At 65.5% G+C, this 15,474-nt stretch carries 17 protein-coding genes; 5 read left to right on the forward strand and 12 right to left on the reverse strand.

The features are described from left to right. Positions 1–139: 139 nt before the first annotated feature. The 3 genes from ABR323_RS06855 to grxD all read right to left on the reverse strand — a co-directional run bounded on the left by ABR323_RS06855 (position 140) and on the right by grxD (position 4,712). Positions 140–3,388 carry a TonB-dependent receptor gene (locus ABR323_RS06855; RefSeq protein WP_439448746.1) on the reverse strand — a complete coding sequence of 1,083 codons (3,249 nt, stop codon included), beginning with the start codon at positions 3,386–3,388 and terminating at the stop codon, positions 140–142. 230 nt (positions 3,389–3,618) lie between these two features. Then, entirely contained in the window at positions 3,619–4,395 is a 777-nt protein-coding gene (locus ABR323_RS06860; RefSeq protein ID WP_135272972.1) for an SDR family NAD(P)-dependent oxidoreductase, read from the reverse strand. Further along, the gene (grxD, locus tag ABR323_RS06865; RefSeq protein ID WP_135272971.1) at positions 4,392–4,712 is read right to left on the reverse strand and encodes a Grx4 family monothiol glutaredoxin; all 321 of its coding nucleotides are present in this window, start codon (positions 4,710–4,712) and stop codon (positions 4,392–4,394) included. Before grxD ends, ABR323_RS06860 begins: the two co-directional genes overlap by 4 nt. A gap of 120 nt (positions 4,713–4,832) precedes the next feature. Between grxD and ABR323_RS06870 the strand changes: the two genes are divergently transcribed. Continuing rightward, entirely contained in the window at positions 4,833–5,411 is a 579-nt protein-coding gene (locus ABR323_RS06870; RefSeq protein WP_439448747.1) for a superoxide dismutase, read from the forward strand. Positions 5,412–5,524: 113 nt separating this feature from the next. Here ABR323_RS06870 and ABR323_RS06875 read toward each other — a convergent pair whose 3' ends face one another. The 3 genes from ABR323_RS06875 to purE all read right to left on the reverse strand — a co-directional run bounded on the left by ABR323_RS06875 (position 5,525) and on the right by purE (position 7,627). After that, positions 5,525–5,866 (reverse strand): carboxymuconolactone decarboxylase family protein, encoded by a 342-nt coding sequence (locus tag ABR323_RS06875; protein WP_008268125.1) that lies wholly within the window; start codon positions 5,864–5,866, stop codon positions 5,525–5,527. Positions 5,867–5,978: 112 nt separating this feature from the next. Then, positions 5,979–7,127, reverse strand: coding sequence for a 5-(carboxyamino)imidazole ribonucleotide synthase (locus tag ABR323_RS06880; RefSeq protein ID WP_439448748.1), 1,149 nt, complete (start codon positions 7,125–7,127; stop codon positions 5,979–5,981). Next, the gene (gene purE, locus ABR323_RS06885; protein ID WP_005412808.1) at positions 7,124–7,627 is read right to left on the reverse strand and encodes a 5-(carboxyamino)imidazole ribonucleotide mutase; all 504 of its coding nucleotides are present in this window, start codon (positions 7,625–7,627) and stop codon (positions 7,124–7,126) included. The genes ABR323_RS06880 and purE overlap by 4 nt, the downstream gene beginning before the upstream one ends. 58 nt (positions 7,628–7,685) lie before the next feature. Here purE and ABR323_RS06890 point away from each other — a divergent pair, with 58 nt between their 5' ends. From ABR323_RS06890 to ABR323_RS06905, 4 genes are all read left to right on the forward strand, one after another. Next, the gene (locus ABR323_RS06890) at positions 7,686–7,955 is read left to right on the forward strand and encodes a Trm112 family protein (protein WP_032128883.1); all 270 of its coding nucleotides are present in this window, start codon (positions 7,686–7,688) and stop codon (positions 7,953–7,955) included. Then, positions 7,952–8,803 (forward strand): carboxylating nicotinate-nucleotide diphosphorylase, encoded by an 852-nt coding sequence (nadC, locus tag ABR323_RS06895; protein WP_439448749.1) that lies wholly within the window; start codon positions 7,952–7,954, stop codon positions 8,801–8,803. Before ABR323_RS06890 ends, nadC begins: the two co-directional genes overlap by 4 nt. Before the next feature lie 115 nt (positions 8,804–8,918). Beyond that, the gene (locus ABR323_RS06900; protein WP_439448750.1) at positions 8,919–9,920 is read left to right on the forward strand and encodes a DUF2272 domain-containing protein; all 1,002 of its coding nucleotides are present in this window, start codon (positions 8,919–8,921) and stop codon (positions 9,918–9,920) included. 67 nt (positions 9,921–9,987) lie between these two features. Continuing rightward, positions 9,988–10,338: a DUF3301 domain-containing protein gene (locus tag ABR323_RS06905; RefSeq protein ID WP_439448751.1), complete on the forward strand. Its 351-nt coding sequence runs from the start codon at positions 9,988–9,990 to the stop codon at positions 10,336–10,338. 70 nt (positions 10,339–10,408) lie between these two features. On the opposite strand, the gene ABR323_RS06910 is transcribed toward ABR323_RS06905, so the two are convergent. The 6 genes from ABR323_RS06910 to ABR323_RS06935 form a co-directional block, all read right to left on the reverse strand. After that, positions 10,409–10,861 (reverse strand): ClpXP protease specificity-enhancing factor, encoded by a 453-nt coding sequence (locus ABR323_RS06910; protein ID WP_135272965.1) that lies wholly within the window; start codon positions 10,859–10,861, stop codon positions 10,409–10,411. 84 nt (positions 10,862–10,945) lie between these two features. Next, the gene (locus ABR323_RS06915; protein WP_439448752.1) at positions 10,946–11,581 is read right to left on the reverse strand and encodes a glutathione S-transferase N-terminal domain-containing protein; all 636 of its coding nucleotides are present in this window, start codon (positions 11,579–11,581) and stop codon (positions 10,946–10,948) included. A 134-nt stretch (positions 11,582–11,715) separates the two neighbouring features. Next, the gene (locus ABR323_RS06920; RefSeq protein WP_439448753.1) at positions 11,716–12,465 is read right to left on the reverse strand and encodes a cytochrome c1; all 750 of its coding nucleotides are present in this window, start codon (positions 12,463–12,465) and stop codon (positions 11,716–11,718) included. Further along, positions 12,458–13,717, reverse strand: coding sequence for a cytochrome b (locus ABR323_RS06925; RefSeq protein WP_135272964.1), 1,260 nt, complete (start codon positions 13,715–13,717; stop codon positions 12,458–12,460). The genes ABR323_RS06920 and ABR323_RS06925 overlap by 8 nt, the downstream gene beginning before the upstream one ends. Next, positions 13,717–14,337: a ubiquinol-cytochrome c reductase iron-sulfur subunit gene (gene petA, locus ABR323_RS06930; RefSeq protein ID WP_439448754.1), complete on the reverse strand. Its 621-nt coding sequence runs from the start codon at positions 14,335–14,337 to the stop codon at positions 13,717–13,719. Before petA ends, ABR323_RS06925 begins: the two co-directional genes overlap by 1 nt. 195 nt (positions 14,338–14,532) lie before the next feature. Then, entirely contained in the window at positions 14,533–15,453 is a 921-nt protein-coding gene (locus tag ABR323_RS06935; RefSeq protein ID WP_439448755.1) for a lytic transglycosylase domain-containing protein, read from the reverse strand. Between the last annotated feature and the right edge of the window lie 21 nt (positions 15,454–15,474).

Below are 15,474 nucleotides of genomic sequence, written 5' to 3' on the forward strand. Positions count from 1 at the left end.
GACCGCATCGGCGGCGTTGGCACCGCGCACATTTCTGGATGCTACGCCGATGCCAGGTGACCTGCAAGGACTTTCGCATGAACGGAAAACGGCCGGGTTTCCCCGGCCGTTTCCACTTACTGCTTCAGGCTCTGACGGATCAGAACTTGTACTTCACGGTCAGCTGCATCGACCAGCGCGACACGGCGGTGTTGCCCTTGTCGTTGTTGTTTTCCTGGATCGACGAATCATCCGCACCGGTGAACGAGTACACGTACTTGCCGGTGGCCGGATCGATACCCGCGAAGTTGCCCACGCGACGGGTGGCGTAGAAGCCGTAGTCGTCGATCAGGCCCCACTTCTTGTTGAGCAGATTGCCGACATTCATGATGTCCAGCGCGATCTCACCCTTGTGGGTCTTCGCGAAGCCCGGGAACTCCTGGCTGATGCGGACATCGAAGCTGTTGACCCACTTGGCGCGGTGCTGGTTGGCCGGCACCGTGCTGCCACGGTAGGCATCGAGTTCCGGATTCTGCGCCAGCCAGTCGAAGAACTTCTGCTCCATGGTTGCACCACCCACGAACAGCACGTCGCCCGGGCCCTTCGGCACGTAGAACAGGTCGTTGCCGATTGCGCTGTCGCCATTGGCATCGTTGTAGAACACGTAGCTGTACGGACGGCCCGAACGGCCTTCATAGAACAGGCCGACGCGGGTGGCGTTGTCACCGAAGAAGTTGTGCTTCCACTCCAGGGTACCGGTGATACGGTCCTTGATCGCATAGCGCGAGTTGTACGCGATGTTCTCGTTGGCGTTCAGGATCTGGGTGTTGTTCCAGTTCGAGGTGTTCTGCGAGCTGGTCAGCGGGCTCACTTCCTTGGACTGGGTGTAGGTGTAACCCAGCGACCAGCCCCAGTTCTCGGTCAGCGGCTTGGCCAGCGAGAAGGTGGCCTGGCTGCCACGACCCTTGTCGGTGTTGCGCAGGAGCAGCACGTCGCCGATGTTGTTCGGGCGGTAGTTGCGGTTCAGCACGCCGTTGGTGCCGTTCTCCATGCCCAGGTTGTCACCGGTACGGTTGTCGATCTTGCTGTTGGCCTGGTTCAGGCCCTGCTTGTTCCAGTAGATCTCACGACCGTCCTGTGCGGACACGAAGGTCGGGCCATTGCCCTTGCCATCGGTCAGGTCCAGACGCTCGAAGTACAGGCCATCCTTGACCTTGGTGAACAGCAGTTCGGCCGACGCCACGATGCCGTACCACGGCAGTTCGTGGTCGAAGGCCAGGTTGGCCTTCCACACCGACGGCAGGCGGGTGCCCGGGTTGATGATGTCCACGTTCTGGCGCGCAACGATACGCGACGGGTCCGGAATGAACGGATTGTCGGCGTCGACGCTGAAGCCACCCGGATTACCCGGAACGTTGTACTCGACGTAGTTCAGGCCGGTGTTCTGGTAGGCACCTGCCAGCCACACATTCGGTGCAGCACCGCCGAACAGGCCCACGCCACCGCGCAGCTGGGTCGGACGATCGCTGTCGAAGGTGTAGTTGAAGCCAACGCGCGGCTGGATCAGGCTCTTGTCCACCAGCTTGGTGTTGTTGTAGCCATACATCGCCTGGATGTCGGCGTTGTACTTGCTCTGGCTGGTGAAGTCCGGGATGTCTACGCGGACGCCGAACATCAGGCTCAGGTTGTAGTTGACCGCCCAGGTATCCTGGATGAACAGGCCGGTGTTCTTCAGGTGGAACTTGGCCGGAATGTCATCCAGGCTGCCGCCCGGACGCGGAACGCGCAGCTGGTAACCGTTGGCGGTGCCCTTCAGGAACGAGGCCAGGTCACGGAAGTCGTACGCGCCGTACAGGTTACGGCCGTAGAAGTTCATCAGGTCGTTGTCGGTGTAATCGAAACCGAACTTGATGGTGTGGTCACCGACGTACCAGGTACCGGCACCGAAGGCGCTCAGTTCCTTCGACTCGACCAGGTTGGTGTGGGTGTTCTGCTCGGTACCCAGGTACAGCGAATTGTTGCCGAAGCGGACGCGCATCTGCGGCAGGTGCGAGGCAGCGACACGGTTGGACGAGTAGTCCTTGTGCGAGACCTTGAACTCGGTCGAGAAGTTCTCGGACCAGTCACTGAACAGCTCACCCATCCAGGTTTCGTACTGGGTCGGCTGGGTGTACCAGAAATCGCTCAGCGACAACGCGCTGCTGCTGACCTGCGGGAAGCGGACGACGTCCTGCTTCATCTTGTTGTAGCGCAGGGCAGCACGGTGGTTCTCGTTGATGTTCCAGTCCAGCTTGACCGCGTACTCTTCGATCTCGGTCTTGTTGTTCAGGTCGCTGACGCTACCCACCGGATGACCCAGTTCCGCCATGCGCTTCTGAACGGCCGAGATGTCGGCGTCGCTGATGCCACCCTTCGCCGGATCCTTGTTGTACGGGCTTTCGCTCAGGCTGACACCACCGCCGCTACGCTCGTACTTTTCGTAGTTGGTGAAGAAGAACAGCTTGTCCTTGACGATCGGGCCGCCGAAGGTCATGCCGTAGGTCTTCTCGTCCTTGAAGCCGTTGAAGTCCGTACGATCACCTTCCAGGCGCGAACGGACCATGTCCTTGTCGCGGTACGAACCGTACACGGTGCCGTGGAATTCGTTGGTACCCGACTTGGTCACGGCGTTGATCACCGCGCCGGTACCACCAGCGATGGTGGTGTCGTAGTTGGCCAGGTCGATGTTGATTTCCTGGATGGCGTCCATCGACACCGGCTGACGCTCGGTCGGCAGGTTGTTGGAGCCCAGGCCGAACGGATCGGAGGCGCTGATGCCGTCGATGCGGATGGCGTTGTAGCGGGTGTTCTGACCACCGGCCGAGATCGCGCCGTCAGCCTTGCTGACCTGCGAGATGCGCGGGTCCAGACGGATGTAGTCCTGGATGTTGCGGTTGGCCGACGGCAGCGCGTCCATGGTTTCGCGGGTCACGTTGGTGCCGCTGCCCATCTTGGTGGCGCTGAACAGGTCCAGGCCGCCGGCGGTGGCGACAACGTTCACGGCATCCAGGTTGGTGGCAGCCAGATCGCCGCCCAGATTGGCGTTGATCGTGTTGACCTGGTTCAGGTTCAGGAAGACACCCTCCTCGGTCTTGGTGCCTTCACCGGACTTGGTGATGGTGATGGTGTACGGGCCACCCACGCGCAGGCCGCGCGCGTTGTAACGACCCGATGCGTCGGTGGTAGCACGCGAAACGGTGCCCGACTCGGTGTGGGTGATGGTGACTTCAGCGCCGACCACAGGCTGGCCTGCAGAGGACATCACCTGGCCGCCGACACCGGCAGAGGTGCTCTGGGCGAAGGCGGGAGCGGCGGCAAGCGCAGCCACGAGACCAAGGGTGAGCTTGGACATCCGGAGTGGGTGGGTCATTTTTCGGTAGCCTCGATGCGAGTTGGCGATGGCGGAAAAAAAGCGCATCCAAGCAGCCCTGCGGGTGGCTGATCGGACATTTATCTGGGGTTCCCTACCGTGAACGGCAGCTGCCGCTACGGTTAACACTAGATTAACACGCTACGCCACGGATGTGACGGTTGTGCGACAAACGGCACCGGATCGCAACGCAATCGTGACGGGTTCTTCACTCCGTCTTTCCCCGGGACTTACTCGACCGGGGTCATTCCACTGGCGTCAAGGACCTGCCCGCGCCATGCGCTTCCCGCGCTGGACAGCAGGGTCACGGCCGCCGCCGCGGCAGCTTCCGGCCCTTGGGCGGCCGGATCCTGGTCCACCGAGTACGCACGGGCGCGCAGCGCCGTGCGCAGGGGGCCGGGATACAGGCCACTGACCCGTACCGGGCTGCGGCCGAGTTCATCGTGCAGGCTGGCGATCAGGCCGCGCAACCCATGCTGCGCCACGCCGTAGCCACCCCAATAGGCCTGCCCGACCCGCTCCGGCGCGTCGACAGCGAACACCAGCGCCGCATCCTCGCGCTGCCGCAACAGTGGCAGGCAGGCCTGGGCCAGCCAGGCCGGTGCGGTCAGTGTCACGTGGACGGCGCGGGCGAAACTGGCCGGATCGGCAAGCTCGAACGGGGTCAGCCCGGGGAAGTGGGCAGCGCAGACCAGCAGGCCGTCCAGGCGGCCCAACTCGCGCTGCAGGGCCTGGACCAGCTCGGCATAGTCATCAGGACCGGCCCCTTCCAGATCCAGCGGGTACAGCAGGGGTTCCGGGCCAACCGCCTGGACCTGGGCATAGACACGGTCCAGCCGACGCGGCTTGCGGCCCATCAGGACCACGGTCGCTCCGGCCGCAGCGGCAGCCACCGCCGCCGCACTGCCCAAGCCACCACCCGCGCCGGCAACCAGCACCACGCGGTCCTGCAACGGGCGGCCATCGAGCGCCCCGTCAGTCGGTGACGTCGATGGCCAGGCGCTCATCCCTGGGTCGCCTCTTCGACGATGCGCTTGAGCTCGCCGGCTTCGAACAGTTCCATGACGATGTCACAGCCGCCGATCAACTCACCGTTGATGAACAGCTGCGGGAAGGTGGGCAGGTTGGAAAAGCGCGGCAGATTGGCGCGGATCTCCGGTTCCTCCAGCACGTTGACGGTGCGCAGGCTGACGGCGCCGGCGGCCATCAACGCCTGCACGGCGCGGCTGGAGAAGCCACACATCGGGTATTGCGGGGTGCCCTTCATGAACAAGACGAGCGGGTAACGATCGACCTCGGCCTGGATTTGCTGCATTACCGCCACAACCACACTCCTTGCTTCGCCGGACAAACCGACCGTGATGGTCGGCTAGACTGCCCACGGTAGCCGCCATTGTAAGCGGATGGAACCGGCTGCCGCCGCCCCTTGGCCACGAACCTGTCCATGCCTGTCGAATTGCCCGCCCTGCCCTACCTTCCCGGCTCCCTGCAGCCGCACCTGTCCGCGCAGACCGTGGAACTGCACCACGGCCGCCACCATCGCGCGTACGTGGATGCGGTCAATGCCGGCATCCTCGGCACCGAGTGGGAGGAGGCGTCACTGGAAGAGATTGTCCGCCACACCCAGGGCAGGCTGTTCGACGCTGCCGCCCAAGCCTGGAACCACGGCTTCTACTGGCAGTGCCTGCGCCCGCGAGGTGGTGGTGAGCCACAGGGCCGGCTGGGCGAGCTGATCAAGCGCCAGTTCGGCGACGTGCAGCGCCTGCGCGAGGAGTTCAACCGTGCCGCGCTGGGCCTGTTCGGCTCCGGCTGGGTGTGGCTGGTGCAGCATCCAGGCGGACAGCTGGGCCTGCAGGCCACCCGCAATGCGGGCACGCCGCTGACCGGTGAAAGCACGCCGCTGCTGTGCTGCGACGTCTGGGAGCATGCCTATTACACCGACTACCAGAATGATCGCGCGCGTTATCTGGACGCGTTCTGGCAGATGGTCAACTGGGAATTCGCCGAAAGCCAGTTGCGCTGAGGCAGCGCTCGGCCTCGGGGTAGTGCCGGCCGCTGGCCGGCGTCCCCATACGCGCACAGACATACCGGATCTGCCGGCCAGCGGCCGGCACTACCGGGAAACTGGGCGCAGCATCACGCGCTCTCGTGCGCGGCCACCGCGTCCATCACCCGCGCCGAATACACCAGCGCCGCGCCGGCATTGAGCGACACCGCCACGCCCAACGCCTCGGCGATCTCCTCGCGGCTCGCGCCGTGCTTCAGCGCCGCATCCACGTGCACGGTGATGCAGCCATCGCAGCGGGTGGTGACGGCCACCGCCAACGCGATCAGCTCACGGGTCTTGGCATCGAGATGGTTGGTCTGGGCGCCAGCATTGGACAGGGTGGCGTAACCCTTGACCGTATCCGGCGAGAGCTTGCCGATCTCGCCGATGCGACCCTTCAGTTCCTTGCGGTAGGCATTCCAGTCGAGCATGGGGGTGACTCCTGAGAAAGGAGCTCCACGCTACCACCGGGAATGTTGCGCCGATGCCTGCACCGGCGCGCCACAGCGTTGCAATGCCGGCCAGCGGCCGGCACTACCGGGTTCAGCGATTGCGCAGCGCGTGCACCGCGGGTGCAACCTGGGCCTGACGGTCCAGCTCCAGGCCGACCTGGTCCAGCGCATCGGCCAGTGCAGCGGCATCGTCATCGCGCAACGTGGCATGACCCACCTTGCGGCCTTCGCGCGACTCCTTGCCATAGTCATGCCAATGGCCGCTGGCCTGGGCCAGTACGGGTGCCGGGTCCGGCATCGCCCCCAGCCAGTTCAGCATGCAGGCATGGCCCAGCATGCGGGTGCTGCCCAGCGGCAGATCCAGCACGGCACGCAGGTGATTCTCGAACTGCGAAGTCTCGCTGCCTTCAATGGTCCAGTGGCCGGAGTTGTGCACGCGCGGCGCCATCTCATTGGCCAGCAGTTCGCCATCGCGGCAGAACAGTTCCAGCGCGAACACACCGACGTATTGCAGGTGTTCGGCAACGCGGCGGGCATAGCCGATCGCCGCGTCCTGCTCGGCCGCCGACAGCACCGCCGGGGCCACGCTGGCCGACAGCACGCCGTCGACATGCCAGTTGCCGGTGACCGGCCAGGCCTCGAAGCTGCCATCGCGGCCACGCACGGCAACCACGCTGACCTCGCGCTGGAAGGCCACGAAGCCCTCCAGGATCAGCCCGGTGCGCTCGACCTGTGCGCCCAGCGCGTCCCATGCAGCGTCGATGTCGGCTTCGCTGCGCAGGCGGAACTGGCCCTTGCCGTCGTAACCGAGGCGTCGGGTCTTGAGAATGCATGGCAGGCCGAACTCAGCGGCCTTCGCTGCCAGCTCGTCACGGCTGCGGATATCGGCGAAGGGGGGCAGCGGAATGTCCAGCTGCTGGAACAGGGTCTTCTCGCTCAACCGGTCCTGTGCCACGGCCAGTGCCGACGGCGGCGGATACACCGGCACGCGCTCGGCCAGCCACAGCGCGCTGTCGGCCGGCACGTTCTCGAAATCGAAGGTGACCACGTCGACCTTGGCCGCGAAGTCCGCCAACGCCTGCCGGTCATCGAAGGCGCCGACGGTAAGCGGCGCCAGCGGACCACTGCAGGCGTCGGCCGCCGGATCATACAGCTCGAATCGCAGCCCCAGCGGTGCACCGGCGAGGACCATCATGCGGGCGAGCTGGCCGCCGCCCAGGATGCCGACGGTCAAGCTCATTGGCGCGGATCGTCGTGGGCCATCACGTCTTCGGTCTGGCGCGCGCGGAACGCGTCGAGCGCCTGGCCGATCGCCGGCTGGTCGCTGGCCAGCATCGCAGCGGCGAACAGCGCTGCGTTGGAGGCGCCGGCATTGCCGATGGCGAAGGTGGCAACCGGAATGCCGGCCGGCATCTGCACGATCGACAGCAGCGAATCCATGCCGTTGAGGGCCTTGGACTGGACCGGCACGCCCAGCACCGGCACCGCGGTCTTGGCCGCGATCATGCCCGGCAGGTGCGCGGCCCCGCCGGCACCGGCGATGATCGCGCGCAGGCCACGCGGGCCCGCCTGCTCGGCGTAACTGAACAACACATCCGGCGTCCGATGTGCGGACACCACCTTCACTTCGAACGGAACACCCAGAGCTTCAAGCTTCTGAGCGGCGTGCTGCATGGTTTCCCAGTCGGAACGGGAACCCATGACGATGCCGACGAGCGGCGCGATCGGGTTGGGGGTCATTGGCCGTCACCTGCCTTAAAGACGTATTCTAGCCATCTTCCACGCAAGACGAAGAACCATGGATCGCAAGCTGCTCGACCTGCTGGTGTCACCGGACACCCGCCAGCCCCTGTCCCTGCTGGATGGCAAGGGCCTGGAAGCCCTCAACAAGGCCATTTCCACCGGCGCGGTGAACAAGGCCGATGGCAACCCGCTGGCGCAGCCGCTGCGCGAGGCGCTGGTCACCCGCGACCGCAAGCAGGTGTTCCGCGTTGACGACGGCATCCCGGTGCTGCTGGCCGAGGAAGCCATCCCGACCGCTCAGATCGCCGACTTCCCGGCCGCATGAGCACGCTGCCGACGCCGGATGCGGCTGTAGTCGCCGCCGATGTCGCGCGTGCGCTGGCCGAGGACCTGGGCAGCGGCGACGTCACCGCCGCCCTGCTGCCCGACCAGGCCGACAGCGCCTACCTGCTGTGCAAGCAGGACGGGGTGATCGCCGGCCGTCCGTGGTTCGACGCCACCCACCGCGCCCTCGATCCGGACGTGCGCATCGAATGGCATGTCTCCGAGGGGGACGCGGTCACCGCCGGCACCGTGCTGGCCCTGCTGCATGGGCGCAGCCGCAGCCTGGTCAGCGCCGAGCGCACCTCGCTGAACTTCCTGCAGACGCTGTCCGGTACCGCCACCACCACCGCCCGCTACGTGGCGGCCGTGGAAGGCACCGGCACGCGCATCCTCGACACCCGCAAGACCCTGCCCGGCCTGCGCCTGGCGCAGAAGTACGCAGTGCGCTGCGGTGGCGGCGAGAACCACCGCTTCGGCCTGTACGACACGGTGATGCTGAAGGAAAACCATATTCGTGCTGCTGGTTCGCTGGCCGCCGCCGTGGCCGCTGCTCGCCGGCAGTGGCCGCAGCTTCCGCTGGTAGTGGAAGTCGAGGATCTGGAGCAGTTGCGCCAGGCACTGGAAGCCGGCTGCGAGCGCATCCTGCTGGATGACTTCAGCCCCGATCTGCGCCGCGAGGCAGTGCGCATCACGGCGGGCCGCATTCCGCTGGAAGTGTCCGGCAGTGTTGGCCTCGGCGGCCTGCGCTCGATCGCCGAGGACGGCGTGGACTGCATCTCGATCGGCGGCCTGACCAAGCATGTGCAGGCGATTGACCTGTCGTTGAAGCTGGGCCCGCCACCGGGCTGAGGCCGGGCCCGGGGTCAGATCCTTTTTCCACAGGAAGAGGGATCTGACCCCATTCTCACACCCGGCGTTCACGACGGCACTGCGACGCTGCGGCCATCCCCCACAGGAGCCGTGCATGCGCCGGATGCTCTTGCCTTCCTGCCTGCTGCTGGCCACGGCACCCTTGTCTGCAGCGGCCGCCGAAGCCTGCGATGTGCCGCCACGCTTTGGCCTGAGCCCATTGGCGATAGCCATCCGCAACACTGCTTGCAATGAGCATCGGCTCTGGTACCGGCCCTTCATCGACCGCGATGGGCGCGCCGCCAGCCTCAGCGTCACCGAAGCTGAAAGTGATCATCTGGCGGACAACGGCCTGATCGCCTGGCAGCGCGTGGCCGGCTACTGGCGCAACAGCGGCACGCTCAACGCGATGGGCAGCATCGCCGGTGCCAGCAGCTGCGCGGCCCCGCTGGGCACGCGCTACACCGACAGCGACTGCCGCGCGTTCCTGGTCGACAATCCGTGGTCGGCGGCCTTCATTTCCTGGGTGATGGTGCAGGCCCGTGTTCCTGGCTTCAACACGTCGCCGCGCCACATCGACTACATCCGCGCCGCGTACCAGGGCGGTCCCTCGGGCGTGCCGTACCGGCTGGTCGACCCTGCCACCGCCAAGCCGGCGCCAGGCGATCTGCTCTGCTTCCTGCGCGACCGCAGCACCACGCTCAGCTACAGCGGGCTGGTGCAGGCGCTGGGCAATGGGTCGGTCGGCCACTGGAAGTCGCACTGCGAGGTGGTGGTCGCGGCCAATCTCGGCGGTGACCAGACGTTGTACCTGGTCGGCGGCAACGTCATGAATACCGTGGCGATGCGCCTGCTGCCACTCGACCGCACCGGCCTGATCCAGCTGCCACCGGCCCGTGAGCGCAACAGCACCGGCATCGACCCCAGCTGCACGCCGGGCCGCGAGGACGAATGCAGCTTCAACCGTCAGGACTGGGCGGCACTGTTGCAGTTGACCGCAACCGCGCCGCTGGTGATGCCCTCGCCGTCAACAACGCCACTGCAGCCTGCACCTGCATCGCAACCGGTCGTCATACCGTCACAACCGGTCTCTGGCGGCCCGCAGCCAACGCGTTGAACCCCGCGCTTGATCCAGCGCGCGTTCGCCGCCATCTTTGCGGGATCGACCTCTGACGGCTGACGCCATGCCCACCCTGCTGCTGTTGCTCATTGCTGGCGGAATCATCTATTTCTTCTGGAACGCAGCGCGTTCGGCCGCCGAGCGCGCGATCGAGCTTGGACGCAATGCCTGCCGCGCCGCCGATGTGCAGTGGCTGGACCAGGCGGTGCACGCCACCGGCCTGCGCCTGTCGCGCGGCGAGGATGGCCGGCTCGGTTTCGAGCGCACCTTCAAGTTCGAGTATTCCTACGATGGCATCGACCGCCATGTGGGGCGCATGGTGCTGCGCGGCGACCAGCTGATCTCGTTCACCGGCCCGGGCGCCGCACGGATCAGCCAGATCCGTGCGGATGTGGATGACGCAGAGGATGTCTAGCTGGTAGCGCCGGGCCATGCCCGGCGAGCGCAGCGGCAGAAGTGTGCCGACCAACGGTCGGCACCCACCGTTACTTGACCACGCGCAGGTTCGGGCGCCCCTTCGGCGGCGGGCTGGCTGGCGGTGTATCGTCCGGCGGCGTGTCTTCGTCGTGCAGCAGTTCGTCGCTGGCCGGCGCGGTGTCGGCACCCGGAATGTCATCCGGCAACGCCATGCCCTGCCCGGTCTCGCGGGCGTAGACGGCCAGCACGGCGCTGATCGGCACCTGCACCGGGTAGCTGGTACCGGAGAAGCGCGCCGAGAAGCTCACCATCTCGTTGTCGATCATCAGCCGCACGACGGCGCGTTCGGCGATGTTGAGCACGACCCGGCCATCCTTGACCGCCGAAGGCGGGACCTGCACGCCGGGAACGCCGGCGTCGACCAGGATGTGCGGGGTCAGCTGGTTGTCGTTGATCCATTCCACCAGCGCCCGCAGCAGGTACGGGCGGTGGCTGGTCATGTGGAAGAAGTCTTCGGTCATGCGTGAAGTGTACGCGCCCGGCGCCCTGCCGGGGCAGATCGCCTGCACGCCGGTCGGCGTGCAGACGGGTAATCCAGCCCGAGATCAGACCGGCAGATCGCGCAGTTTCTTTTCCTGATCGGTCAGGCTGCGGATGAAACCAGGGTGACGGAAGATACGGTTGCCGTAGTCCTCGATCGCCTTGCCGTCCTTCGGCAGCGGCACATCCAGCGACTGCAGGCGCCAGATGATCGGGGCCATCGCGCAGTCGGCCAGGCTCATTTCCGGGTTGAGGAAGAACTTGCTGGCCTTGAACAGCGGCAGCGAGGCGGTCAGCAGTTCTTTCAGGCGCTTGCGCCCCGCTTCGGCCTGGGTCTTGTTGCCCAGCTGGATGGCCTGCACCTGCGGCACCCAGTCGTGCTCGATGCGCAGCATGGCCAATCGGATGCGGGCACGCGACAGCGGATCAACCGGCATCAGCGGCGGATGCGGATAGCGCTCATCGAGGTATTCGCTGACCACCGATGCCGCGTACAGCACCAACTCGCGCTCGACCAGTGTCGGCACCGAGTGGTACGGATTGAGGTCGATCAGGTCTTCGGGCGGGTTCTGGGGATCGACCGGTACGAAGTCGAAATTCACACCCTTGGCCGCCAGCACCAGGCGTACACGGTGGCACAGTACATCGTCGTTCGAGGAAAACAGCGTCAGTGTATTGCGCATGCGTACGCTCGCCGCCATCAAAGGCTCTCCCACGACAGGAGACCGCCTGCCGCATCGGCGCCGCCGGCACCGTGCCAGCGATCGACTCCTCCCCGAGTGTGCAACCGACCATCACAAAAGCCAATAGGCCCGTGCGATGGCCGGCGGCAGAATCAGTGAACGTCCTTCCAGTATTCCTTCTTCAGCAGGTACAGCAGGAAGGTCAACAGGGCCAGGAACAGGATCACCCACACGCCCAGCTGCTGGCGCTTGAGCGCGGCCGGTTCGCCGGCATACTCGAGGAAGTTGGTGATGTCACGCACGGCCTGGTCGTACTGGCCTGCATCGACGTTGCCTGGCGTCTCCAGGCGCAGGCCGGTCACCGGCGGATCCATGCCCGGCGCTTCCGGCTTGCCATGCACGGCGTGCTGCAGGCCCTGCATCTCCCACAGCGGGTTGGGCATGGACGCGTTGGCGAACAGCGCGTTGTTCCAGCCCAGCGGCCGGCTGGTGTCCAGGTAGAACGACTTGAGGTAGGTATAGACCCAGTCACTGCCCCGCACACGCGAGATCAGGCTGAGGTCCGGCGGCATCTTGCCGAACCACTTTTCGGCATTTTCCTTGGGCATCGCCACTGGAATCGGGTCACCGATCGCCGAGCCGGTGAAGTTGAGGTTGTTCATCACCTCTTCTTCGGTCAGGCCCAGGTCCTGTGCCATCCGCGAATAGCGCAGGTACTTCAGCGCATGGCAGCCGGAGCAGTAGTTCATGTACAGCTGCGCACCGCGCTGCAGCGATGCGCGGTCACCGAGGTCGTTGCCGGCCTGCAGCAGCTTGGTGCCGCCTTCGGCAGCGGAGGCCAGGAAACTGCCCAGCATCAGGGTGGCCGTCAGGGCCAGCCGGACCATCCAGCGCTCAGTCATGGGTGGTCACCCTCTCCGGTACCGGCTTTGTCTTGTCCAACCGTGTCCATAGCGGCATGGTGATGAAGAACGCGAAGTACAGGAAGGTCAGCACCCGCCCGACATAGGTCTCGTGCGCGTCAGTGCCCGGGCCGGAGCCGATCACGCCGAGCCAGACGAAGCACACCGCGAACACCCCCAGCAGCACCCGCGACAGCACGCCGCGGTAGCGGTAGGACTTCACCCGCGCGCGGTCCAGCCAAGGCACCAGGAACAGGATGGCGATGGCCGAGAACATCACCAGCACGCCGCCCAGCTTGTTCGGTACCACGCGCAACATCGCGTAGTACGGCGTGTAGTACCAGACCGGTTTGATGTGTTCGGGGGTGACCAGGCGGTTGGCCTCGGTGAAGTTGTCGTGCTCCAGGAACAGGCCACCAAATGCGGGTGCGAAGAAGATGATGAAAGCGGCGATGATCAGCAGGAAGCCGGCGCCGACACCGTCCTTGAGCGTGTAGTACGGGTGGAATGGAATGCCGTCGGCCGGTGCGTTCGGCGACCAGCGGTTGCCCTTCGGGCCCTTCTTGATTTCCACGCCATCGGGGTTGTTCGACCCCACTTCGTGCAGAGCGCCCAGATGCAGCACCACCAGCAACAGCAGCACCAGCGGCAGGGCGATGACGTGCAGGGCGAAGAAACGGTTGAGCGTGGCGTCACTGGGCAGGTAGTCGCCCATGATCCATTCGGTCAGGCCGTTGCCGATCACCGGTATCGCGCCGAACAGCGAGATGATGACCTTCGCGCCCCAGAACGACATCTGGCCCCACGGCAGCACGTAGCCCATGAAGGCTTCGGCCATCAGCACCAGGTAGATCAGCATGCCCAGGATCCACACCAGCTCGCGCGGCTTCTGGTAACTGCCGTACAGCAAGCCGCGGAACATGTGCAGGTAGACCACGATGAAGAACAGCGAGGCCCCGGTGGAATGCATGTAACGGATCAGCCAGCCCCACTCCACATCACGCATGATGTATTCGATGGAGCCGAACGCCTCGGCGGCGTTGGTCTTGTAGTGCATCGTCAGGAAGATGCCGGTGACGATCTGGTTGACCAGCACCAGCAGCGCCAGCGAACCGAAGTAGTACCAGATGTTGAAGTTCTTCGGCGCGTAGTACTCGCTGACATGCTTGCGGTAGACCGGCATCAGGCCCGGTGCGCGGGCGTTGACCCAGTCGGCCACGCCGCTGGCGGTACGGCTGAGGATATTGGCCATCAGGCAGCCCCCTGCGGATCGACACCGATGATGATGGTGTTGTCGTCCTGGTAGTGGTGCGCGGGCACCTTCAGGTTGATCGGCGCCGGCACGTCCTTGAAGACGCGGCCGGACATGTCGAAGCGCGACTTGTGGCAGGGACAGAAGTAGCCGCCCTTCCACTGCGGGTCGTAGGGCTCGGGGCGGATTTCACCGACCATTTCCGGCGAGCAGCCCAGGTGCGTGCACAGGCCGACCAGCACCGAAATCTCCGGCTTGATCGAGCGCAGCTCGGGGTTCTGCTTGATCACATACTCCGGCTGCTGGTCCTTCTCGCCGGACTCGGGGTCCTTGAGACGGCCATCCAGCCCGTGCAGTGCATCAAGAATGGCCTTGGACCGTTTGACGATCCAGATCGGCTGGCCACGCCATTCCACGATCAGGCGTTGGCCTTCCTGCAGGGCGCTGATGTCGGCCACCACGGGGGCACCGGCAAGCTTGGCCCGCGCACTGGGATTCCAGGATTTGATGAAAGGGACTGCGGTGAATCCGACGCCGACGGCGCCCACCACGGCTGTGGTGGCAGAAAGAAAACGCCGACGTCCGGTGTTGACTGGATCGTGTACCCCATCGTTGGCCATCCGGCACTCCGATATTGATTAGGTAGCTTTAAGGCTGCCAACGGTTCCGGTGGGGGCCAGAGCCGCATTGAATCATGGCCGAGTGTAGCGGAACCGTCGCGCGCCACACAACGCATTGCAACAACATTGAATTACGGGGTTGCCGGCCAGCGGCCGGCACTACCTTTCAAAGGTGTGCCGACCAACGGTCGGCACCTACTGGTGACTCAGGGCGGTGCGGTAGCGCTCGGCCAACTGGCCGACCCGGCGCACGTAGTACTGGGTTTCGCTGTAGGGCGGCACGCCACGGTGGCGGTCGACCGCGCCTTCGCCAGCGTTGTAGCCGGCGGCGGCAAGGGTCAGGTCGCCATTGAAGCGCTTCAACAACCACGCAAGATACTGCACGCCGCCGCGGATGTTCTGCCCGGCGTCGTAGGAATCACTGACCCCGAAGCGGGCGGCGGTGGGAGGCATCAACTGCATCAGGCCCTGCGCGCCGGCGCGGCTGAGCGCGGTCGGGTTGTAGGCCGACTCGGCGTGGATGATGGCCCGCACCACGGCCTCCTCCACACCGAACTCGCGTGCGGCCGAGGTGATCTCGGTCTGGAAGGCCGAGGTGTTCAGGCGCACGGTGCCGAAGTCCACGCGCGGGTTGACGCCGCAGGCGTAGCAGCGCTCCATGAAACTGTAGCGGATGGTCCGAACCGGGCCGAGATTGGCCACCTGGGTTGGGCGGGCACTGGTGTAGTGGCGCACGCCATCCTTCATGAAGGAATAGACCTGACCGCTGACCATGCGCCCGGCGCGCGAGGTGACCGGCTGTGCTGGAGCGGCTGCGGGCGCCGGCGCAGGCGCGACCGTTGCCGGCACCGCGACGCTGGCTGCCACCGCGACCGGATTGCGCTCGATGCTTGCCACGGTGGTCGCCGCGGGCTTCGGCACGGCTGCCACCGGGCGCGGTGCCGGGCGACTATCGCGGCTGTAGCTGATGGTGCTGCAACGGGCCCCGGCCACACGCTTGCTCACATAACTGGTGACACCGTCGGCACCCTGGCACTTGTACAGGCTTCCGGCGCTGGCCGGCGCAGCGGTCAGCGCAGCGATGATGATCGCCGTTGTCCCCAGTATCCCCTTCATGCCGGCGAGTGTCCCAGCTTC

The organism is Stenotrophomonas sp. ATs4, assembly GCF_051861585.1.
GTDB classification, from domain to species: domain Bacteria; phylum Pseudomonadota; class Gammaproteobacteria; order Xanthomonadales; family Xanthomonadaceae; genus Stenotrophomonas; species Stenotrophomonas maltophilia_AS.

Excerpts from the sequence above, each read along its gene's own strand:
- ABR323_RS06855 (WP_439448746.1), bottom strand. The coding sequence starts at position 3,388 with ATGACCCACCCACTCCGGATGTCCAAGCTCACCCTTGGTCTCGTGGCT.
- ABR323_RS06860 (WP_135272972.1), bottom strand. The coding sequence starts at position 4,395 with ATGAGCGCCTGGCCATCGACGTCACCGACTGACGGGGCGCTCGATGGC.
- ABR323_RS06870 (WP_439448747.1), top strand. The coding sequence starts at position 4,833 with ATGCCTGTCGAATTGCCCGCCCTGCCCTACCTTCCCGGCTCCCTGCAG.
- ABR323_RS06875 (WP_008268125.1), bottom strand. The coding sequence starts at position 5,866 with ATGCTCGACTGGAATGCCTACCGCAAGGAACTGAAGGGTCGCATCGGC.
- ABR323_RS06880 (WP_439448748.1), bottom strand. The coding sequence starts at position 7,127 with ATGAGCTTGACCGTCGGCATCCTGGGCGGCGGCCAGCTCGCCCGCATG.
- purE (WP_005412808.1), bottom strand. The coding sequence starts at position 7,627 with ATGACCCCCAACCCGATCGCGCCGCTCGTCGGCATCGTCATGGGTTCC.
- ABR323_RS06890 (WP_032128883.1), top strand. The coding sequence starts at position 7,686 with ATGGATCGCAAGCTGCTCGACCTGCTGGTGTCACCGGACACCCGCCAG.
- nadC (WP_439448749.1), top strand. The coding sequence starts at position 7,952 with ATGAGCACGCTGCCGACGCCGGATGCGGCTGTAGTCGCCGCCGATGTC.
- ABR323_RS06900 (WP_439448750.1), top strand. The coding sequence starts at position 8,919 with ATGCGCCGGATGCTCTTGCCTTCCTGCCTGCTGCTGGCCACGGCACCC.
- ABR323_RS06905 (WP_439448751.1), top strand. The coding sequence starts at position 9,988 with ATGCCCACCCTGCTGCTGTTGCTCATTGCTGGCGGAATCATCTATTTC.
- ABR323_RS06910 (WP_135272965.1), bottom strand. The coding sequence starts at position 10,861 with ATGACCGAAGACTTCTTCCACATGACCAGCCACCGCCCGTACCTGCTG.
- ABR323_RS06915 (WP_439448752.1), bottom strand. The coding sequence starts at position 11,581 with ATGGCGGCGAGCGTACGCATGCGCAATACACTGACGCTGTTTTCCTCG.
- ABR323_RS06920 (WP_439448753.1), bottom strand. The coding sequence starts at position 12,465 with ATGACTGAGCGCTGGATGGTCCGGCTGGCCCTGACGGCCACCCTGATG.
- ABR323_RS06925 (WP_135272964.1), bottom strand. The coding sequence starts at position 13,717 with ATGGCCAATATCCTCAGCCGTACCGCCAGCGGCGTGGCCGACTGGGTC.
- petA (WP_439448754.1), bottom strand. The coding sequence starts at position 14,337 with ATGGCCAACGATGGGGTACACGATCCAGTCAACACCGGACGTCGGCGT.
- ABR323_RS06935 (WP_439448755.1), bottom strand. The coding sequence starts at position 15,453 with ATGAAGGGGATACTGGGGACAACGGCGATCATCATCGCTGCGCTGACC.